The following is a 19,046-nucleotide window of genomic DNA, read 5'->3' as shown; positions in this document are numbered from 1 at the left end:
AACAATGTTTAAAGCAGAAAAAATTTTATGGGGCGAAGGATTATTTTTACGCCCACAACACTTTCAATTACAAGATGCTTATCATGAACAGCGTTTAAACCATACGGTTCGCGCAACGATACCGTTCGCTTATGGTATTCAAAGTTTAAATTTTGATGAATCACAACTCAGTACCAATACTTTGGCTTTGAATAAAGTTGAAATGATTTGGCAAGATGGCGAGATTTATCAAGCACCTGCACAAGATTTATTACCAGAGCCCGTGCTACTCGACTCATTAAATTTACGCGGCGAAATGCAAATTTATTTGGCATTACCGATTGTTCAACCGAATAAGCGAAACGTCAATTTTGAAGAAAATACCCAATCGAGTCGCTATCATTCACATTTGACTGAAACTCATGATTTATTTACAGATGCAACGGCTGCTGAAATTACTTTATTACGCCGCCGTGCAGAGTTTAAAATCTTTGAATTAGGCCAAGAACCACAGCACAATCTTGATGGTTTTCTTTACATGCCTATTGGCCGAATTAAGCGCCAAAGTTCTGGTAATTTTGTTTTAGATTATCAATTTATCCCACCAATATTACATATTAGCTCGTGTGATTCGCTGATTACTGGGCTTAAACGAACGCTCAATATCATCAAGGCTAAAATTAAAACCATTCAATCGAATAATCGTGAAAACGAACAAAAGTTAATTGAATTCCGTTCAGGCGATATTGTGTCGTTTTGGTTGGTTAATGCGCTGAATACTGCACATGCGACCTTAAATCATTTATTGCAATATCCACTGATTCATCCTGAACGTTTGTATTTTGAATTATTGCGTCTGACAGGTTCCTTGCTCACCTTCTCGACAGCTTACGAAGTAGATCAGCTTCCACAGTATCAACATCATAATTTGCAAGAAAGTTTTGCTCAATTAGATGTGATTTTACGTGAGTTGCTCGATACGATTATTTCAAATCGATATATCAGTATTAACTTGAAAGAAACCCGTCAATCCTACTGGGTGGGCAGTCTTGAAAGTGACAAAATTACTCGCGATTCTCGCCTGTATTTAGCTGTTTCAAGTAGCGTGATGCCTACACATGACATTATTTCTTATGTACCGCTGCGCTTTAAAGTCGGCAATACTGTCGATGTTGAACAGCGCGTCATGGCAGCCTTACCGGCTGTTCCATTGCAACATATGATGCAAGTGCCAACAGCAATTCCAGTACGTTCAGGTGTGAGTTATTTTGAAGTTGAGCCAAATAATGATTTGTATCAACGTATGCTTGATTCTGAATCCATCTGCGTATACATACCAGCTGGTTTCCAAGATATCTCGATTGAACTTATTGCAGTGATGAATGGTTAAGGAGCAATCATGAATATTTCAAATAATGCCCCTTCACTTTTTGACGACGGTCAAATTGGATTAGGCTCTTCAAAACCAAGTGCTGAACCGAAAATCAACAGTTCAACTAATTTAGTTGATCTACTGCATGATGGTTTTTACATTGTTTTCTTACTCAAAAATCAATATGTTCCATCAAGCCCTGAAAGCTTCAGGACAAAAATTATGGATCTATTAAACCGATTTGAAAGCCAAGCTCGTAAGCTTCAATTCAGCAATGAAGATATCACGGACGCAAAATATGCTTATTGCGCTTTACTGGATGAAACCATTGTCACCCAACAAGATGCTCGCTTTTTTGATTTACAAAACAATTGGATGATGAATCCACTGCAATTAAGTCTTTTTGGTTCTCAGCTAGCTGGTTATCGTTTTTTTGAAAATTTAGAGCAAATTCGTTCTAAAAATAAAGATCGATTAGCTGCACTTGAAGTTTATCATTACTGCATGCTCCTTGGTTTTCATGGTAAATACCGCCTTGAATCGATTGAAATGCTCAATTCACTCGTTGCACGTGTCGGCGATGAAATTGATTATATGAAAGGTAAAAAGGCGTTTTCGCCTTTCGCGGCATTACCGGATCAAATTAAAAACATTATTCACCGTGAATTACCATTTTTTTGGATCATTATCTTTTGGGCTTTGTTTGCTGTATTAGCATTTGGTGGACTGAGATATATGTTATCTAGCCAAAATAATCAGGCGTTATCACAATATCAAAACGTCATAACTGCCCCATCGGAACAGGCTTATATCACCATTCATTTACCATAAGACTTAGACACCATGGCAAACGAAAAATCGAATAACGTTAGAATTTTACAGTCGACTCAAAAAAATAATTTACCGCCTTTAGCTCATGCTGCTATCGGCTTTCTTGTTGGTGCAGCGGTGATTATTGTTGTTGGCCTGGGATATTTTTATCTAAATTCTGACGATCAGCCTACAAATGCAGAAATGACTACTTCTGCCCCAACTGAAGATAAAGCTGAAACTGAGGCATCCGCTGTACCTCGTCAAAACGAAAATGAGCAAGCTTCAGCTGAAAAAGCGCAGCAAACCGTTCATGCAACTGAAGAAAAAGATCCGGATAATGACTTATATTCGAATGATTTAGCTACTGCTTTCAATCATGGTAACACGGCTAAGGCAACTCAGCCTGTTCAAGCTGTGGCGAATAACCGTTCACCTTTTGAAATTACCCAACCGCAGCGCCCTGTTGTAGCTGCTACAACAACCGTTAAATCACATATTCCAAATACTATAGCGAAACCAAAAGCTTCGCCAACAACGGCCAAGGTGACCAAGCCTACAGAGCCATCTACGAAAGTAGTGAAAGAAGATGAGCACTTCGAAGAACCGATGGGCGGAACGCAAATTTCTGAAACCAAACGTCCAAAAGTGGTTGCTGCAACAAGCACTGCCAATGCGACTGTGAGCACTACAGTTTCTCCATGATCATTTTTTTGGTTAGTTGTTTCTTTGTCTTAGCACTGGTGACAGTGCTTTGTTTTTCTTATGAACTCAGAATTAAAGTTCAGGATTTTTTCTTTCAAATCATTCCACAAAGTAAAAAAAGAATTCAGCACGCCAAAAATTTTGCTTATGAACTGAACTATGCAGCAGCACCACAACAGATTCAATCACACTGGCATTTACAACAATGGTGGATTTTATTTGCAGGCTTCTTACTGTTTGCCAGTATTTTATTATTTGCTTTTACTCGCCCGATTACTGCAAGCAAAGTTGAAGCGGATTATTTACGTAAAGTCGATCCACAAATTTACGCCATGCTCGATGGACAGGTTTTAGATGCGCCTCCTGAAGTCGAAGAATATCTTGTTCAAGAAGCAATCGCTGAAGACGCGGCAATGATTGAGCAGCCATCTGTTATGGCTTCAAGCTTTAACCCAGAAGTTCAAGATATCCATACGCATTCATACTCTACGGATGTGCCTTCAGCAGATCGTAAATGGCATAAAATGAACCCACGTTATAAGCAGCGTTTATTGATGGTGTTCAAAATCATGCGTGAACAACATGGTTATGAAATGGTTTTGCTTGAAGGTTATCGTAGTCCAGAGCGTCAAAATAATTTAGCCACCAATAAAAATACCACTCGTGCGCGTGGTTTCCAAAGTTATCATCAGTTTGGTTTAGCAGCCGATGTCGCCTTTAAACGCAATGGCAAAGTGGTCATTACTGAGCGAGATCCTTGGGCTATGCGTGGTTATCAACTTTATGGTCAAGCCGCTGAGTCTGTCGGTTTAACATGGGGTGGACGCTGGAAATCTATTCAAGATTATGGTCATACAGAATATCGTATGCCAGGCCTGAAAAAAACTGCAGAGATGGCGGCATTACTCACCTCTGAAGGTCAGCTTCAAGCCAATAACATTTCGATTGAGTAGTATTTCGATGTTGTGCCTGCAAAATATAATTGAAGGCACACCGTATTAATCTAAATAATTTTGTATTTGCTCTATAACTTCAGTTGTTTTTTCTGCATGTAACCAATGGCCTGCACCTTCTATTTCTACAATTTTCGCATGTGGAAATTGTTGTTCTATCGTATTGGTATGTTCCACTTTTGAAATATAAGGTGACTGTCCACCTTTGAGGAACAATACAGGCTGTTGCCAAGTATTTCCCATACTTTCCCAACCAATAATTTGGTCATACTGTTTATACAACGCATCTACATTAAACAACCATTGTCCTTTGCTAAAAGACTTGAGTAGAAACTGTATCACCATATCTGAATGAATATACTCACGCATAATTTCTACCGCTTGCTGTCTAGATTGAATTTGCGCATTTTGTACAGCAATCAAAGCTATAAATATTTCATCATGATGACGTTCCTGATATGCAAAGGGCGCGATATCCAATACAACAAGTTGCTCTACCCGCTCTGAGATTAAAGCCAATTGCATTGCGACCTTGCCTCCCATGGAATGGCCAATCACTGAAAACTTATCGATACCAATCGCATCTAATGTCTCAAGTACATCGTTTGCCATCTCACGATAATTCATTTCTGTACTTTGAGGTGATTTACCATGATTTCGTAAATCAAGCTGAATGACAGAATGTGAATTTTGAAAAGCTCTGGCAAGCATCCCTAGGTTACTGAGGCTGCCAAATAAACCGTGAATAAAGACTAGTGGATGCGTTTCGCCCTCTAATTTTTGATGATATTCGTAATTTAGGATCATTTTTGAATACTTTGCTATGTTGATATTATGATGCCTAGTTGACGGAATGAAATCAAATGACAGTTAAAAATTATTAGTCTTACTTAGGCTATTTGTATGTGGTATATGATTTAACTTGCTTAGGCTATTTTATAAATGAAATAGCCAACCGCAATCAACCTAAAAGATCTTTGTCTTTAATTTGCAGATTTAAAGTGATTAAAAGGAATTTTTAAATAGCGGATACCATTCCCTTCTGGTTCTGGAAATTTACCTGCATCCATATTGATTTGTATCGCAGGTAAAATCAGTTTGGGCATAGCCAAATTTGCGTCACGCTGAGTTCGCATTGTGACAAAATCTTCTTTTTTCGTATCAACGTGGATATGAATATTCTGCTGTTTTTGCGCATGCACACTGCTTTCGCAGCAGTATTTTGACCGGTTTTCTGGTAAATAGTCATGACATAAAAACACGCGCATTTCAGGTGCTAACTGATAAATCTTTTGTACAGAGTCGAATAATACTGCCGCACTACCCTTGGGGAAATCACAACGTGCTGTGCCATAATCAGGCATAAATAAGGTATCACCGACAAACACAGCATCATCACCAACCACATAGCTCAGACAAGCAGGTGTATGTCCAGGCGTTGGAATGTTATAGGCCTTTAACTCACCGATTTTAAATGCCTCATGATCTGCAAATAAATAATCAAAAGACTGATGTGAATTAAAATATTTCACATCAAAATTATAAATGGCGCTGAATGTTTCCTGCACAATCTTGATGTTATGGCTCATCGCAATTTTGCCACCAAGAACCTGTTTTAAATATTGTGATGCCGTTAAGTGATCTGCGTGCACATGCGTTTCTAAAATCCATTCTACGCTTAGGCTATTTTCTTGGATATAATGAATAATCAAATCTGCATGCTTCGTTTGAGTAGTTGCGGAAGCAGCATCATAATCCAATACACTATCTATAATCGCACATCGGTTTGTTTGCGGATCGGCTACCACATAACTGAATGTATTGGTATTTTCATCAAAAAAATGTTGTACCTGTGCACGATTTGACATTAATTTGCTCCCGAAAATTTACGATGTATATAGACGCCCGCAAACATCGCTACAACGAAATAGATCGCTTGATAATAACCAAGCCCGATCAAAGTAAAGGCTGGCGCAGGACAAATCCCAGCAATGCCCCAACCTATTCCAAAGATAACACTCCCCATGATGAGTTTTGCATCAATTTGATTATTACTCGGTAATTCAATCGCCGTCCCATCAAAGGTTGTCGGTTTTGATTGACGAACGGCCATTTGAAATGGAATAAATGCAACTGCAATGGCTCCCATCATCACAAAAGCTAAACTCGCATCCCACTGCCCTGTTATATCAAGGAAACTTAAGACCTTTTCTGGATTAGACATGCCAGAAATCATTAAACCTAATGAGAAAATTCCACCAAAAATAAAAGCCAATATATTTTTCATCATTAAGCTCCGATTACATGTCTCATTACATAAACTGTGATAATCCCTGCCAACATAAAACTAGCAGTTGCAACGAATGAACGCTTAGAAAGACGACTAATACCGCAAATGCCATGTCCGCTTGTACAACCTGAACCTAATCGCGTTCCGAATCCAACCAATACCCCGGCAATGATCATCATCCATGGGCTTGCATCCAGTTCAATTGTCACAGAGGTCATTTTCCCGTAGATAAAAGGCACAATAAAAAGTCCCGCTAAAAACCATATCGCAGGTGTTTTTAAAATCGTTTGAGGATTCAACATTTGCGCAATTAAACCACTGATACCGGCGATTCGACCATGTACGTATAGGTAGCCAACTGCGGCTAGGCCCAATAAGGTCCCGCCGAGAAAAGCGGTTAGAAAGGGATGCATATTCATCAGCCACAAAAACAATATATGTTTTTATAATATGTTATTTAAAAAAAGATGCAAGCCCTCCAACCGAAATATTCGTTCTGACTTGCCTTTTCCTGATTGAAAAATTCAACGTTTCAAGAGTGTTTGATTAATTTATTTAGAAATAATTTATAAACTTGAAAAATCACGAAATATATCCTCGGAGATTTTTCAATAAAGGCTGTTTATTATGAAGTTAATTGAAATAATAGATAGTTTATAGATCAATACTGATATCGCTGAGTGCATCGCTCACCCACGTTAAAGCATCTGAACCCAATTCTATAATATTCGAACCAATTTCAGCTAAGTCGGTCAAATCTAGAGAAGATAAAGGATCAAATGATGTACTATTTTTTTGCTGTTCTTGTTCAGCTTGCTGCTCAATGGCTTGATCAAGATGAGTTTGATCTAATGGAGATGAGTTTGAATGTTGTTGTAATTCATAGTCGTTATTTTGCATAGGTTCATCCTGTTATTTTGTTTTTTATTACGTTCAGTTGATATTAATTTGGCTCAAACTCTTTGAGCACCTTATCTACAAACCACCAAGGTAAACGCTGAATACCTGAATTCATCTTTAAAATTTCAGCTTGTTCAATTTCCGCAATGAAAGACGCATGCTGTCCATTGGCAGAGTTATCAAATAAATAACTTCGATCCGTTGCTTCTACCGCCTGCATTAACAAATCCATACTTCGATAATAACGTTCACGAATTTTTTGTTCTGGCACGCCATGTCCACCCGTTTTCACTCGGTACTGAACACGTGAAATATTGATAACAGGATCAATAGTGGAAACATAATACAGATAGGTTCGAAAGCCTTTTCTTTTTGCTTCGCGTAGAAATTCCACCTTTGAAATATGGGACATCACCGTTTCAAACGTAAAACTAATTTTTAACTCTAAAAACTGCAAACGGATGTAATCAATAATTCTTGCACAAAGATATGAATCAATCTGATCTGGATGAAATTCAATTTTCCAGGGATCTAATATCTGAGGTTTACGTGCTAATAGCGGAATAAAATCTCCATCAGCGGGACGTTTTTTCGTATCGAGAAAGCTAATTAATGCTTCTGATTTTAAAGCGGGATGGTAATCCAACAAATTGAGCCGGTGTGAATGTTTCAGTTGAGCTTCGAGTTCATCCGCATTTAAATATGCCCCAATATGATGGGGCAATAAATATTCTTTAACTGTGCTTTTACCTGAACCATTTGGACCCGCGAACATTCTAATGCGAGGTTGTGGAGGCATGTATTAAACAATTTCCTCTATTTTCTTTTTACGTTTTAAAATTTTAGGTAGATCATCCACTTGTACGAAGTCGGCTGAAACATCTTTTATTTGTACTTCTTGACCATTTTGCAGACGTTGAACCAGTTGTAGACCTTTTACATAAACCACAGTGGATGAAGCACTTGCTTGTTCAAAAGCATGGCGAAATGCATGGATAGCAAGGCTCGGGATCATATCGTCCTCATATTGGCTTGCTTTCATTACTGAAGTATAAGCTGTCATGGAAACAACTCCTCAAACATCAAAAATAATGTGTTCAATCATCTTATCATACTCGCAATATTTGTCTATTTATCCATCACTCATACTGAAAGGAAATCGATAAAAATTCAAAGTGCTTAAATCATTTGATTATCTTACTCGAAAAGAATGTCGTATATGAGTCAATGTGTGTGGATAGTAAATCAAGAATTATGTAAAAGTTACCTACATTAGATTTATCACCCAATTAAGCATTTAATTTTTCACAAAAAAATAGCCACTTATTCAGTGGCCAAAAGAGAACGACATCAACAAGTTGATGTATTAGTACTGACCTATGCAACAGGACCAGGGATGTTTGTTGCATATAAATCGTTCTAACCTGATTATAATAATGTGATGGACTTATCATTTTAAGCATATTTCATATCATTTTCTGACAATCTACATTTTCAACTTCTAAGATTATTAGAAACTGCACCTATAGTGAATTATGCTGTAATAATTTTGAAATATTAGACCATTTCGAATTATGAAAAATAGAACAAAATGAAAGAAAGTTAGACGAGAGCCCAAAAGTTTTAGAAGAGAAATTTAAACCTAAATTATTTTGTAGGACTCGAACAAAATGCACTTTCGTTTAAGCCAGATGACTGCATACTCTGTTGCTGTTGTTGTAAATAGTGCTGTGAAGCCACTCGCATTAGATTGGCCATTTCAAGAGCTGAGTTTTGCTGAGAAATTTCTAAAATCTGTCGATATGCATTCAATCTTAAACAAAATGCTTGAGTTTGCTGCTGACCCGTTGCAGTAGATGCAGGGTCATCTAAAATGGCTTTGGTTGAATTAATTTGCTCAGTATATGCTTGTATCTGAGCATTATATTCAGCTTGAGTCAGTTGTGGAGTAACGGCTTCTTTCACATTTGCATGTATTACAGAAGAAGTAAACACAGAGAAAATAAAGACATAAAGTTTATACATCAATGGAGAATGCATAAATTAAGCCTCATCACCTTCTTTCCAGACATCTTCATAATCATCAGCATCGATCATAAAACGATAACCTACATCCAAAGCTAAATACGGTAGCACTTCAGGCACGACATCTTGCAGTTTACGCACAGTCATTGTTTCAAAGTTATCTGCGCCTTCAAGCTCCCCGCCATAAATATACCAACTGACATTTTCATCACCTTCTGCAGGCTTACGAATACCGACTATTGGATCTTTATTTAAGGTATGGACAGCCACAGCAATTACATCATCGCCCTGCACTTCTACATATGCAGATCCCACTTCTTCACATAAAAGTTTTTGTTCTGCAATCAATTCTGCCAAAGGTGATGAATTTTGCGTATGTTTTGCCATGTTTGTTCTCAGGCCATATAGGTTTCGGGCATTCTACCGTGAATTACACTTATATAGATAAATTTTTTCCGCGGGAAAGCATTCGAGCCTTGTTTTATCAATTCATTTATAGAAAAAGACTCAATGCGGTAGATTCCACCTAAAAGTATAAACAAGAAGAAAGGAAACTTATTCAACACATATACCGCTAAAACATAGAAATAGACGAATAAAAAATAGAATCAGCATGCAAACAGCAAGCTTCTTTACCACCACAGATTTAACTTTTGCCAATGCCTGTGCAAATTTGGACAAATACCCGATTTTCCAAACTTACATGATTTATGAAAGAAATCGTCAATGCCTTGCACGTTTCATAGATTCAAAACACTGACTAGAAAATACACAGGATGGTTAATACGCTTATATATAGGTCTATAAAGTATGACTTAGCTAGGCAATAAATGTTCATCATATCTAAAGCTGCCTACTTATAAGGAAATGCTCCCACAGAATATTTAATTCGCTAAGGCAAACAAAATATCTAGCTTGAGCCCTATCATCTATGAAAAAAATTTCATTGGCCTAGAAATATGCTTTATAAATCATAGAAAAAGTAACTATCTTTTAATTTTTATATACTTAGCACACAAACCTGATTTATTCTTTCAAATAACTCGATTGAAAACTGAGAACAATTTAGATTCCTTTACGCGTGAAATAAGTTAAACCTTAGAATTTTTTAAGTCGCTGTATAAATACCATCTTTACGACTATGCATGCGTAGGCTGTTCAACTGACGATCTATAAGACAAATGTACAAGCCATCTCACCTTTCAAATCATTTATACTGGTTATTGCTACACGAATGCACCACGATAAAGCAAGTTTACACAAAAGATATCAACAGTTTTAGCCAATTGGGTTTAAAATGATGTCCTACAATATAATGATAAAAATGTAATTTTTTAACATTGCCAATTCTTTGCAAAGTTCGCATTATATAGCCCATTCTCGGCACATGCTTTTCACGTCATTTCAAAGAAATTATAAAAAAAATGTGGAATTTTATGCCATAATGAGCAAACTTTGCAGGTATCTTGCAAAGTAAATTTGCAACTTTTTATTGGAGCAGGCTGAATGAGCTCGACCATTTTGGTCATTCATGGACCGAATCTCAACTTACTGGGAAAACGTGAACCCGAAGTTTATGGCTATCTAACACTCGATGATATCAACCAAAAACTGATTTCACAGGCTCAAAACGCTTCCATTTCTCTCGACACTTTCCAAAGTAATTGGGAAGGCGCTATCGTCGACCGAATTCATCAAGCGCAACAAGAAGGCGTTCAATTCATCATTATTAACCCAGCAGCCCTAACACATACTTCGGTTGCTGTTCGTGATGCCCTTCTTGGTGTAGCCATTCCGTTTATCGAAGTACATCTATCAAATGTCCACGCTCGCGAAGCATTTAGACATCACTCCTATCTATCTGATAAAGCCGTTGGCGTTATTTGTGGTTTAGGTGCAAAAGGCTATGCCGCAGCACTAGACTTCGCCATCGAAAAAATTCAACCAACTTCTCAATCTTAATTAGGAATACTGTTCATGGATATCCGTAAAATCAAGAAACTCATCGATTTGATGATTGAATCTGACTTACAGGCGATTGAAGTTAAAGAAGGCGATCAATCGATTGCTCTAACTCGTCGCAATCCAGTAGTTGCTGCCGCTGCGCCTGCTATGGCTGCACCTGCCGCTGCGCCTGCTGCACCTCGTTCACCACGTGGTGCTGTTGAGCCGTCTCCTATGGTTGGTGTGTTCTATGCTGCGCCAAATCCAGGTGAAGCACCATTTGTGAAAGTTGGTCAAACTGTATCTGCTGGTGAAACACTCGGTATCATCGAAGCAATGAAAATCATGAACCCAATTGAAGCAACTCAAAGCGGTGTAATTGAAGAAATTTTGGTTAAAAATGGCGAAGTGATCCAATTCGGTCAACCATTATTCCGCTATCGCGCTTAAGACCACGGGGAATCACAATGTTGCAAAAAGTTTTAATTGCAAACCGTGGTGAGATTGCGCTCCGCATCACCCGCGCTTGCAAAACTTTAGGAATTAAAACCGTAGGGATTTATTCCGATGCCGACAAAGACCTAATGCACTTACGCTTCTGTGACGAAGCAGTGTGTATTGGACCAGGTGCCAGCAGCGAAAGTTATCTCAATATCCCTGCCATTATTACAGCGGCTGAAATCACCGGTGCAGATGCCATCCATCCAGGTTATGGTTTCTTATCTGAAAATGCTGAGTTTGCTGAAATTGTAGAAAACTCAGGTTTTATCTTTATCGGCCCGCGTCCTGAACACATTCGCTTAATGGGGAACAAAGTTTCTGCCATTATTGCCATGAAAAAAGCCGGCGTACCGACTGTTCCAGGTTGTGACCATGCTGTAACGATTCACAATGCTTTGGCAGAAGCTAAAGAAATTGGCTTTCCATTGATCGTAAAAGCAGCTTCTGGTGGTGGTGGTCGTGGTATGCGTATCGTTGAACGTGTAGACACACTCCTCGAATCTGTACAAGCTGCTCAACGTGATGCTGAAATGTGGTTTGGTGACGATACCGTTTATATGGAACGTTTCCTTCAAAAGCCACGCCATGTCGAAGTGCAAGTTCTTGCAGATGGTAATGGCCATGCAATTCACCTTTATGATCGTGACTGTTCATTGCAACGTCGTCATCAAAAAGTACTTGAAGAAGCTCCTGCACCGGGTCTACCTGAAGAAGCACGTGCGCATATTCTTGAAGCATGTGTAAATGCTTGTAAATTGATGCAATACCGTGGTGCGGGTACATTCGAGTTCTTATTTGAAGAGGGTGAATTCTTCTTTATTGAAATGAATACTCGTGTGCAAGTAGAACATCCTGTTACTGAGCAAGTAACTGGTGTAGATATTATCGAGCAACAATTACGCATTGCTGCTGGCTTAGGTTTGGATCTTCAACAAGAAGACATTCAACTTAAAGGTCATGCGATTGAATGTCGTATTAATGCGGAAGATCCATCTACATTTATGCCTTCACCGGGCAAAATCGATCATTTCTATGCACCGGGTGGCGCAGGTATCCGACTAGATTCTCATATCTATCAAGGATATAGCATCCCACCCTACTATGATTCAATGATTGCAAAACTCATTGCGCATGGTAAAGATCGTGAAACCTCTATTGCGCGCATGAAACAAGCTCTAGAAGAGATTATCTTAACTGGCGTGAAAACCAATATTCCGCTACATAAAGATTTGATTCTTCAAGATAAAAATTTCTGCGAACAAGCAATGGATATTCACTATCTTGAAAAGCATCTATTAAAGAAAGTCGAAGGACATGAAGAGAAATAAAACTTCAGTGTCAAAAAAACCACTCAAATGAGTGGTTTTTTATTTTCATAAGAAAGATCTATAGTCATGCTTAAGGCAAAACTCGACGCAATGTCGCAAAACACTGCTGAGCCTGATCATTGGCACAGAAATTAATAACCGATGGACTTTTCCACTTTACAAAGTACTGTGAAATTTCGCCGGTTTGATCTTGAATATTGCCCGAACAATCCATCTGATTATTGTCATATTTCACTTGTAAAATCAGTGCTGGAATTTGCACATTCGGATCTTGCGCAGGTTGATAGTCATATACCCCAGATGACCACTCTTCACCGCTTTTGATCACAACATCATTATTGCTCTTAAAATTATAATATTCAACGCACTTTTTATTGGTCGGAATTTCCATACCCCATAAGCCGACCAATTCAGAACGTGTTGTCACCCTAAAGCTATTCACCGCTTCAACTTGATTTTTAGCCTCTGAATTTTGAGTTGTATTCTTATTATCTGCCGCCATCACCAACGATGAACTCAACATGAGTAAAACTGTAAGATATGCTATTTTCATACATTTAATCAGTCATATAAATCATGCTCTTAAAGTAACACATTTTTTTACAAATCCGCGGTTTATCACATTTTCATAACAATCATTTTTCCTATTTATCCAAAAAATCAATCTCGGTTAACGAAACTACAAATCAGCTAAATGCCAAACAAATCACACTATTTACAATAAAATAATATAAAATCTTTTTTATCGTTTAATATACGAAAAAAACGAATTCTCCCATATTTAACCTAGTCTTACATAAGCTAATGAAACTGCATTCGAATAGTCTTGCTCCGCTTAATGCACGCCACAGCATGGCTTTTGTCATAGTCGCTGCAGTTATTCTTTGCTGCTGCTTAATCGGTATTTTCACCCGCCCATTAAGCTATTTAGCGATTTTTTGGCCTGCGAACGCAGTATTGTTAGCAATATTCTTAAGGTTCCCTAAACTGAGTAATCTGGGAGGATGGTTAGGTGCATTTACCGGTTATATGCTCGCAGATTTAGTGACGGGCAATTATTTCCAACTCACTTTATTTCTCACTTTTTCAAATTTAACCAACAGCATGGTATCGTTATTTTTTATGCGATATTTTCAGGTGAACTATCAAAACTATAATAAAGGTTTCACCTTTCTGACCATGATTGTCATCATCGCCTGTGGTGGATGCCTTGCAGGTGCTCTTTTTGCTATTTTCACTGTGCCTTATATCCCCAACACGTTTATGTCGACCGATCGATTGTCGATTGATTTTGGTATGTGGTGGATTACTGAAATATTAAATGCGCTGATTATATTACCGCTTATTCTGTCTTTTCCTAAACTGGCCGATCTTAAACTTTATTTCAAAGATCGACGTCATCAAAGCTTTCAGATCAATAAAATATTTCCGGCAATTGCAGTTGTCTTCTGTGTATTTTTAACAGCCGTTTCTACAGGTCCAGGGGCAATTCTCTACCCTTTAGCGGCTCTAATTTGGGCAGCATTAACCTATCGATTATTTACCTTATCCCTAATTAATGCCGTGGTAATTTTAGCGACCTATTACAATTTAAATGCGTTCTACTTACACGATTCTTCATTAGCCTATTTATCGACAGCAATTTCAGTCCGTATCGGCCTAGCCATGCTGATTCTCTCGCCGTTGATTCTTTGTATTATTAGCCGAAATCGGCACGAACTATATAAAGAGGTTTTATACCTTGCAAATCATGATAGTTTAACGCATGCGATGAATCGTCGATATTTTTTCGAGCAAGGTGAGCTTTACCTACAAAACCAAATTCAGCTTAACTTTTCCATTATCATGATGGATATTGATCATTTTAAAAAATTAAATGATCAATATGGGCATTATGTCGGTGACCAAGTTTTACAAGAATTTTCGAGCGTTGTGCGTAAGAATTTACGTGAAACAGATTTATTTGCACGTATTGGTGGTGAAGAGTTTAGTGTATTACTCACGAACATTGCAGCAGCTGAAGCTCAAGGTATTGCTGAGCGTATCCGAAAAGTCGTTGAAACTACGCCTATTTTCATTGATAAAAAAAATACGATTTATATTACGGTGAGTATAGGTCTGATTCATCAGTCTTTGCCCAATGCTCCAAGTTTGCAAAGTATGATAAATCAAGCCGATCAGGCCTTATATCAAGCCAAAGAGCTCGGCCGTAATCAGGTGATTTTAGTTCATTGAGATTTATCAAAATACTGAATTGTTTTAAGCTTGCTTTTGGATCGTTTTAGGCAAGCCCACGACCAAAAACATGGCAGGTATAACCACCAGTCCTGCGATCATAAAAATAACGGGTCCCGAAAGCATGTCCCAATATCGGCCTGCTAAAATACTGCCACTCGCAACACCTAAGCCCCACATGGTACTGTATAGCGCTTGACCACGCCCTTGTTGACTCGCAGTAAAATTTTGAAAAATGATTCGCATCGCGATTAAGTGGAATAATCCAAAACTGAAGGCATGAATCGTTTGCGCAGCAAATTGAGTGATAAACACCGCCGGATATAAGCCTACAATCAACCATCGCATCCCTGTTAGCCCCAAACAAATGAGCACTAAGTTACGCCAAGAATATCGATTAAAAAAGACATTGGCATAGGCAAACATAATGATTTCTGCAATGACTCCTACAGACCATAAAAAACCGATTTGGCTCGTCGAAAAATCAGCCTGCTTAAGGTAATTGCTATAAAAACTATAAAACGGCGCATGCGAAAAAAGTAGAAAAAATTCAATGATAAAAAAACTAGCTACAACTGGTCGTTTTAAGATAGGCCAAAGTGGTTCAAGTTTTTTCTGTGAAGATGGTGCAGTAGCGGGCTCTTTAATCGTAAATGACCAAATAAATGCGAGAAATGCAATGCATAACAACATGATAGGCAGCATTGAAACAGGTATTATTTCTAGCAAAGCCCCTATTCCAAATACACCAACAATGAAACCAACTGATCCCCATTTTCTGACTTTTCCATAAAGTTCTGCACGACGCTCAGCCAACCAAAATAAAGTTACCCCTTCAAACTGAGCTAAAATGGCATTTTGAAAGAAACTGAATACCAACATGAGTAATGCAACAGACTGAAAACTGTTTGGAATTATAAAAATCAGAAACCAAATACAGGCTTCCATCCATGTTGCGATTCGAACTAAAAGCATGCGCTTTCCGGATTTATCTGCAATCCACCCCCAAATAAATGGCGCAAAAAAACGTGTCACAATTGCAATCGAAGATAAAACACCTATTTCTTGATAATTAAACCCTTGATCCTCTAAATACAAACTCCAATACGGCATGAATGTACCCACTATTGAATAATAGAAAAAGTAGAATCCACCGAGTTTGGATTGGATTGGAATGTTAAGCATCAAACTGTATTCCTTAGTATTTACAGTAAGTTATAAACTTTTCAGAGTTGTATGCTTTTGCATCTAAAAGGCTTGGTTAGGATATGACGAGTATACAAATTTATTTTAATTAAATTATTTCAAAATTTGTACAATTTTATCAAAATATCAAATTTCCTCATTATTCTATTTATTAAACAATATGTTATTTTTACTTATAAAACTCTCATATGTTAATAAAAACCGCCCATTTGGGCGGTTTTTTATCTATTGGCTCTTAGTTCGAACTAAATTTAAAAAATGCAGATGACGCTCATATTGATCAATGACATCTTGCAAGATATCTTCTTGCGTCCATTCGATGATGTCATAATTTTGACCACCTTCCCTCAAAAATACTTCAGCTTGATAATCTTGCGTAATTTCTCCTGAATCAATCATAAAGCTTGGTGTATTTTTTTCTTGGACAACTACTTGGTAGATAAAGTTAATCTCATCTTGATGGTTTACACGAAGCTGCAAGCCATCATCTATCGTGTTTACCGTCACATCTAAATGACGACGCTTAAACTCTTTCTGTAGATTTGAAAATGCCTGGCTTACCGTTGTATCAATATATTGTTCAACTTCTTCACGTGTATGCGGATAATGCATAATCAATCCTAAACGTTGCTGCCAACTTCTTGGATTATGAATTGCTCTAGGTGTAATACGCGCATCCTGTAATGCTTGCATCTTGGTTGCATCTAAATGTAGAGCCTTGACTAAGCCCCAGCAAATTAAAAGCATTACAAAAGTGAATGGTAATGCACTCAACATTGTTGCAGATTGCAAAGCACCTAAACCTCCTGCAAACAACAAAACAATCGCAAGAACAGCCATTAACGTTGTCCAAAACAATCGTTGCCATGTTGGGGAGTTCTCAGATTTAGCTGTTAAATAATCTGTAACAAGTGCACCAGAGTCCGCTGAAGTCACAAAAAATAGCATAACCAATATGGTCGCAACAAAACTCATAATGCCTGAGAATGGCAAAGTTCCTAAATACTCAAATAGCGCAACGGATGAGTCTCGTTGTACTGCAGAAATCAGTGAGGTATTCGCTTCGTTTAAGATGCTATAGAGTGCAGCGTTGCCCATCACTCCCATCCAGATCAGCGTGAAGCCTGTTGGTATAAGTAAAACACCTACAATAAACTCACGAATAGTACGTCCTTCAGACACACGCGCAATAAACATACCTACAAATGGCGACCATGAAATCCACCATGCCCAGTACATAATTGTCCAACCACCAATCCAACCATCAGATTGATAGGCATATAAATTAAAGGTCATGTTAAATAAGTTTGAAAAATACTGACCAGCATTTTGTATAGTCGCTTGCAATATAAATATTGTTGAACTAGCAAAAAATACAAATAATAAGAGGGTTAATGCTAAGCCTAAATTGATCTCTGATAATCGTTTAATACCCTTGTCTAAGCCCATAAATACGGACAAAGAGGCCATAGCCGTAACAATGACAATTAGAATTAGTTGCGTCGTCGTTGAATATTCAATCCTGAATAGATAATTCAGGCCGGAGTTAATTTGGGTTACACCAAAACCTAATGTCGTTGCGACACCAAATACAGTACCGATCGTCGCAAAGGTATCTACACCATCACCGATTGGACCATAGATTTTTTTTCCTATGAGAGGATATAACGCAGAGCGAATTTTTAGAGGTAGATTGTGTCTATAAGCAAAGTAAGCTAACGCTAAGCCAACGATGGTGTAGATTGCCCATGCATGAAGTCCCCAGTGGAAGAAGGTTACGCGCATGGCTTGCTGCGCTGATTGGATCGTTTCAGGATCACCAGTTGGAGGTGATACATAGTGCATCACTGGCTCCGCGACACCGAAAAACATTAAGCCAATACCCATACCAGCAGTAAATAACATAGCAAACCAGGAGCTATTACTATATTTTGGTTGGCTATGGTCTAAACCTAATTTAATTTTACCCATATTTGAACAGGCAATATAAATAAGCACTATTAGAAAAATGGCTACAGATAACACATAGAACCAACTGAATGAGTTTGTAACCCATTGATTTAGTTGTTTAGTAATTAGATCAAAAGCATTGGGAGCTAAAAATACAATGGCAATGAAAATGCCGATAATAACAACTGTGCTAATAAACACATTTGGATTCACATTGGAATACCATGACGGTTTCAATGAAGACATACCTTCCCTATTCCGTTTTATTTGTAAGACAGATCAAAATTGATCAAAGAGATATCCGCTAACTGCGGAAGAAACAGGCTTGTAAAGATGAGTGCTGGCGATTGTAATTTCGCTCTATACGATAAATATTAAAAATATTCATGTGCATAAATTGAAAATTAAAGGCTGACTCAATCTAAGCCACTGTTTAGAATGTGCACATGTTATCATATTTTTAGATACTAAATTAAATATTAAGCAATTTATTAAATTAAGAAAACGATCAATTTAATGTCTTCATTCTAAATTCATTATATTTATCAATATCATTTTTCTTAATTTCTTATAATTTTCCAATTAATACAAAATTCAAAAAACCACTTTTTGGTGGTTTTTTGAATATTTTTTTATCACTTATATAGGGTGTGTTGACATTTACAGCCGATAAATTGAGCTAAAGAGGCAACCATATAAATATACAAGCTAAAGCAACAGTGCTTTGATAGTTACGTTTTAGCTTATCGTATCTTGTGGCAATTCCTCTAAATTGTTTTAATCTACAAAATGCATTTTCAACTAAATGTCTGATTTTATACATATACCAGTCCATATCATCATTGCTA

20 protein-coding genes and 1 pseudogene are annotated in these 19,046 nt (G+C 37.7%); 8 read left to right on the top strand and 13 right to left on the bottom strand.

Annotated elements, in window-relative coordinates; all coding sequences use genetic code 11:
* Window positions 1-4 precede the first annotated feature (4 nt).
* Genes tssK through FTV11_RS08230 form a run of 4 tightly spaced genes read left to right on the top strand, consistent with a single transcriptional unit; the run spans window position 5 to window position 3,819 of the window.
* Window positions 5-1,369 (top strand): type VI secretion system baseplate subunit TssK, encoded by a 1,365-nt coding sequence (tssK, locus tag FTV11_RS08245; protein WP_180027199.1) that lies wholly within the window; start codon window positions 5-7, stop codon window positions 1,367-1,369.
* A gap of 9 nt (window positions 1,370-1,378) precedes the next feature.
* The gene (gene icmH, locus FTV11_RS08240) at window positions 1,379-2,182 is read left to right on the top strand and encodes a type IVB secretion system protein IcmH/DotU (protein WP_111885479.1); all 804 of its coding nucleotides are present in this window, start codon (window positions 1,379-1,381) and stop codon (window positions 2,180-2,182) included.
* A 12-nt stretch (window positions 2,183-2,194) separates the two neighbouring features.
* Window positions 2,195-2,866 carry a hypothetical protein gene (locus tag FTV11_RS08235; RefSeq protein ID WP_180027200.1) on the top strand — a complete coding sequence of 224 codons (672 nt, stop codon included), beginning with the start codon at window positions 2,195-2,197 and terminating at the stop codon, window positions 2,864-2,866.
* A complete protein-coding gene (locus FTV11_RS08230) occupies window positions 2,863-3,819 on the top strand; it encodes a M15 family metallopeptidase (RefSeq protein WP_180073786.1) in 957 nt (318 codons plus the stop codon). The genes FTV11_RS08235 and FTV11_RS08230 overlap by 4 nt, the downstream gene beginning before the upstream one ends.
* Window positions 3,820-3,864: 45 nt before the next feature.
* Here the strand turns inward: FTV11_RS08230 and FTV11_RS08225 are convergent, their stop codons facing one another.
* From FTV11_RS08225 to FTV11_RS08185, 9 genes are all read right to left on the bottom strand, one after another.
* Complete coding sequence (locus FTV11_RS08225) at window positions 3,865-4,626, bottom strand: alpha/beta fold hydrolase (RefSeq protein ID WP_180027201.1); 762 nt, start codon at window positions 4,624-4,626, stop codon at window positions 3,865-3,867.
* 176 nt (window positions 4,627-4,802) lie between these two features.
* The gene (locus FTV11_RS08220; RefSeq protein WP_180027202.1) at window positions 4,803-5,687 is read right to left on the bottom strand and encodes an MBL fold metallo-hydrolase; all 885 of its coding nucleotides are present in this window, start codon (window positions 5,685-5,687) and stop codon (window positions 4,803-4,805) included.
* The gene (locus FTV11_RS08215) at window positions 5,687-6,106 is read right to left on the bottom strand and encodes a DUF6691 family protein (protein ID WP_180027207.1); all 420 of its coding nucleotides are present in this window, start codon (window positions 6,104-6,106) and stop codon (window positions 5,687-5,689) included. The genes FTV11_RS08220 and FTV11_RS08215 overlap by 1 nt, the downstream gene beginning before the upstream one ends.
* 2 nt (window positions 6,107-6,108) lie before the next feature.
* On the bottom strand, window positions 6,109-6,522 hold the full coding sequence (locus FTV11_RS08210) for a YeeE/YedE family protein (RefSeq protein ID WP_180005525.1): 414 nt from the start codon (window positions 6,520-6,522) through the stop codon (window positions 6,109-6,111).
* 241 nt (window positions 6,523-6,763) lie between these two features.
* Window positions 6,764-7,009 carry a hypothetical protein gene (locus tag FTV11_RS08205; protein WP_180050773.1) on the bottom strand — a complete coding sequence of 82 codons (246 nt, stop codon included), beginning with the start codon at window positions 7,007-7,009 and terminating at the stop codon, window positions 6,764-6,766.
* Between the two features lie 43 nt (window positions 7,010-7,052).
* Entirely contained in the window at window positions 7,053-7,784 is a 732-nt protein-coding gene (locus FTV11_RS08200; protein WP_180073843.1) for a zeta toxin family protein, read from the bottom strand.
* A gap of 27 nt (window positions 7,785-7,811) precedes the next feature.
* Window positions 7,812-8,072: a hypothetical protein gene (locus tag FTV11_RS08195; protein WP_168379492.1), complete on the bottom strand. Its 261-nt coding sequence runs from the start codon at window positions 8,070-8,072 to the stop codon at window positions 7,812-7,814.
* Window positions 8,073-8,656: 584 nt separating this feature from the next.
* A complete protein-coding gene (locus FTV11_RS08190) occupies window positions 8,657-9,049 on the bottom strand; it encodes a hypothetical protein (protein WP_257221029.1) in 393 nt (130 codons plus the stop codon).
* A gap of 3 nt (window positions 9,050-9,052) precedes the next feature.
* Window positions 9,053-9,421, bottom strand: coding sequence for a hypothetical protein (locus FTV11_RS08185; RefSeq protein WP_078190788.1), 369 nt, complete (start codon window positions 9,419-9,421; stop codon window positions 9,053-9,055).
* Window positions 9,422-10,540: 1,119 nt separating this feature from the next.
* On the opposite strand from FTV11_RS08185, the gene aroQ reads away from it, so the two are divergent.
* The 3 genes from aroQ to accC are packed head-to-tail and all read left to right on the top strand — an operon-like array spanning window position 10,541 to window position 12,807.
* Entirely contained in the window at window positions 10,541-10,996 is a 456-nt protein-coding gene (aroQ, locus tag FTV11_RS08180) for a type II 3-dehydroquinate dehydratase (protein ID WP_067766951.1), read from the top strand.
* A 15-nt stretch (window positions 10,997-11,011) separates the two neighbouring features.
* Window positions 11,012-11,428: an acetyl-CoA carboxylase biotin carboxyl carrier protein gene (gene accB, locus FTV11_RS08175; protein ID WP_078190790.1), complete on the top strand. Its 417-nt coding sequence runs from the start codon at window positions 11,012-11,014 to the stop codon at window positions 11,426-11,428.
* A 17-nt stretch (window positions 11,429-11,445) separates the two neighbouring features.
* On the top strand, window positions 11,446-12,807 hold the full coding sequence (accC, locus tag FTV11_RS08170) for an acetyl-CoA carboxylase biotin carboxylase subunit (protein WP_180005521.1): 1,362 nt from the start codon (window positions 11,446-11,448) through the stop codon (window positions 12,805-12,807).
* Window positions 12,808-12,877: 70 nt separating this feature from the next.
* Here accC and FTV11_RS08165 read toward each other — a convergent pair whose 3' ends face one another.
* Window positions 12,878-13,360: a hypothetical protein gene (locus FTV11_RS08165; RefSeq protein ID WP_078190792.1), complete on the bottom strand. Its 483-nt coding sequence runs from the start codon at window positions 13,358-13,360 to the stop codon at window positions 12,878-12,880.
* A gap of 299 nt (window positions 13,361-13,659) precedes the next feature.
* Between FTV11_RS08165 and FTV11_RS08160 the strand changes: the two genes are divergently transcribed.
* Entirely contained in the window at window positions 13,660-15,042 is a 1,383-nt protein-coding gene (locus FTV11_RS08160) for a sensor domain-containing diguanylate cyclase (RefSeq protein ID WP_257223211.1), read from the top strand.
* A gap of 24 nt (window positions 15,043-15,066) precedes the next feature.
* On the opposite strand, the gene FTV11_RS08155 is transcribed toward FTV11_RS08160, so the two are convergent.
* The 3 genes and pseudogenes from FTV11_RS08155 to FTV11_RS08145 all read right to left on the bottom strand — a co-directional run.
* Entirely contained in the window at window positions 15,067-16,227 is a 1,161-nt protein-coding gene (locus FTV11_RS08155; protein ID WP_180073784.1) for an MFS transporter, read from the bottom strand.
* Window positions 16,228-16,473: 246 nt separating this feature from the next.
* Complete coding sequence (locus FTV11_RS08150; RefSeq protein ID WP_180008104.1) at window positions 16,474-18,444, bottom strand: choline BCCT transporter BetT; 1,971 nt, start codon at window positions 18,442-18,444, stop codon at window positions 16,474-16,476.
* A gap of 433 nt (window positions 18,445-18,877) precedes the next feature.
* Window positions 18,878-19,046: pseudogene (locus FTV11_RS08145) on the bottom strand (IS5/IS1182 family transposase); the annotation flags it as partial.

This window comes from Acinetobacter sp. YH12231, assembly GCF_013417755.1.
In the GTDB taxonomy this organism is placed as follows: domain Bacteria; phylum Pseudomonadota; class Gammaproteobacteria; order Pseudomonadales; family Moraxellaceae; genus Acinetobacter; species Acinetobacter amyesii.
This window is presented reverse-complemented; position numbering and strand designations above follow the sequence as displayed.

Excerpts from the sequence above, each read along its gene's own strand:
- tssK (WP_180027199.1), top strand. The coding sequence starts at position 5 with ATGTTTAAAGCAGAAAAAATTTTATGGGGCGAAGGATTATTTTTACGC.
- icmH (WP_111885479.1), top strand. The coding sequence starts at position 1,379 with ATGAATATTTCAAATAATGCCCCTTCACTTTTTGACGACGGTCAAATT.
- FTV11_RS08235 (WP_180027200.1), top strand. The coding sequence starts at position 2,195 with ATGGCAAACGAAAAATCGAATAACGTTAGAATTTTACAGTCGACTCAA.
- FTV11_RS08230 (WP_180073786.1), top strand. The coding sequence starts at position 2,863 with ATGATCATTTTTTTGGTTAGTTGTTTCTTTGTCTTAGCACTGGTGACA.
- FTV11_RS08225 (WP_180027201.1), bottom strand. The coding sequence starts at position 4,626 with ATGATCCTAAATTACGAATATCATCAAAAATTAGAGGGCGAAACGCAT.
- FTV11_RS08220 (WP_180027202.1), bottom strand. The coding sequence starts at position 5,687 with ATGTCAAATCGTGCACAGGTACAACATTTTTTTGATGAAAATACCAAT.
- FTV11_RS08215 (WP_180027207.1), bottom strand. The coding sequence starts at position 6,106 with ATGAAAAATATATTGGCTTTTATTTTTGGTGGAATTTTCTCATTAGGT.
- FTV11_RS08210 (WP_180005525.1), bottom strand. The coding sequence starts at position 6,522 with ATGCATCCCTTTCTAACCGCTTTTCTCGGCGGGACCTTATTGGGCCTA.
- FTV11_RS08205 (WP_180050773.1), bottom strand. The coding sequence starts at position 7,009 with ATGCAAAATAACGACTATGAATTACAACAACATTCAAACTCATCTCCA.
- FTV11_RS08200 (WP_180073843.1), bottom strand. The coding sequence starts at position 7,784 with ATGTTCGCGGGTCCAAATGGTTCAGGTAAAAGCACAGTTAAAGAATAT.
- FTV11_RS08195 (WP_168379492.1), bottom strand. The coding sequence starts at position 8,072 with ATGACAGCTTATACTTCAGTAATGAAAGCAAGCCAATATGAGGACGAT.
- FTV11_RS08190 (WP_257221029.1), bottom strand. The coding sequence starts at position 9,049 with ATGCATTCTCCATTGATGTATAAACTTTATGTCTTTATTTTCTCTGTG.
- FTV11_RS08185 (WP_078190788.1), bottom strand. The coding sequence starts at position 9,421 with ATGGCAAAACATACGCAAAATTCATCACCTTTGGCAGAATTGATTGCA.
- aroQ (WP_067766951.1), top strand. The coding sequence starts at position 10,541 with ATGAGCTCGACCATTTTGGTCATTCATGGACCGAATCTCAACTTACTG.
- accB (WP_078190790.1), top strand. The coding sequence starts at position 11,012 with ATGGATATCCGTAAAATCAAGAAACTCATCGATTTGATGATTGAATCT.
- accC (WP_180005521.1), top strand. The coding sequence starts at position 11,446 with ATGTTGCAAAAAGTTTTAATTGCAAACCGTGGTGAGATTGCGCTCCGC.
- FTV11_RS08165 (WP_078190792.1), bottom strand. The coding sequence starts at position 13,360 with ATGAAAATAGCATATCTTACAGTTTTACTCATGTTGAGTTCATCGTTG.
- FTV11_RS08160 (WP_257223211.1), top strand. The coding sequence starts at position 13,660 with ATGGCTTTTGTCATAGTCGCTGCAGTTATTCTTTGCTGCTGCTTAATC.
- FTV11_RS08155 (WP_180073784.1), bottom strand. The coding sequence starts at position 16,227 with ATGCTTAACATTCCAATCCAATCCAAACTCGGTGGATTCTACTTTTTC.
- FTV11_RS08150 (WP_180008104.1), bottom strand. The coding sequence starts at position 18,444 with ATGTCTTCATTGAAACCGTCATGGTATTCCAATGTGAATCCAAATGTG.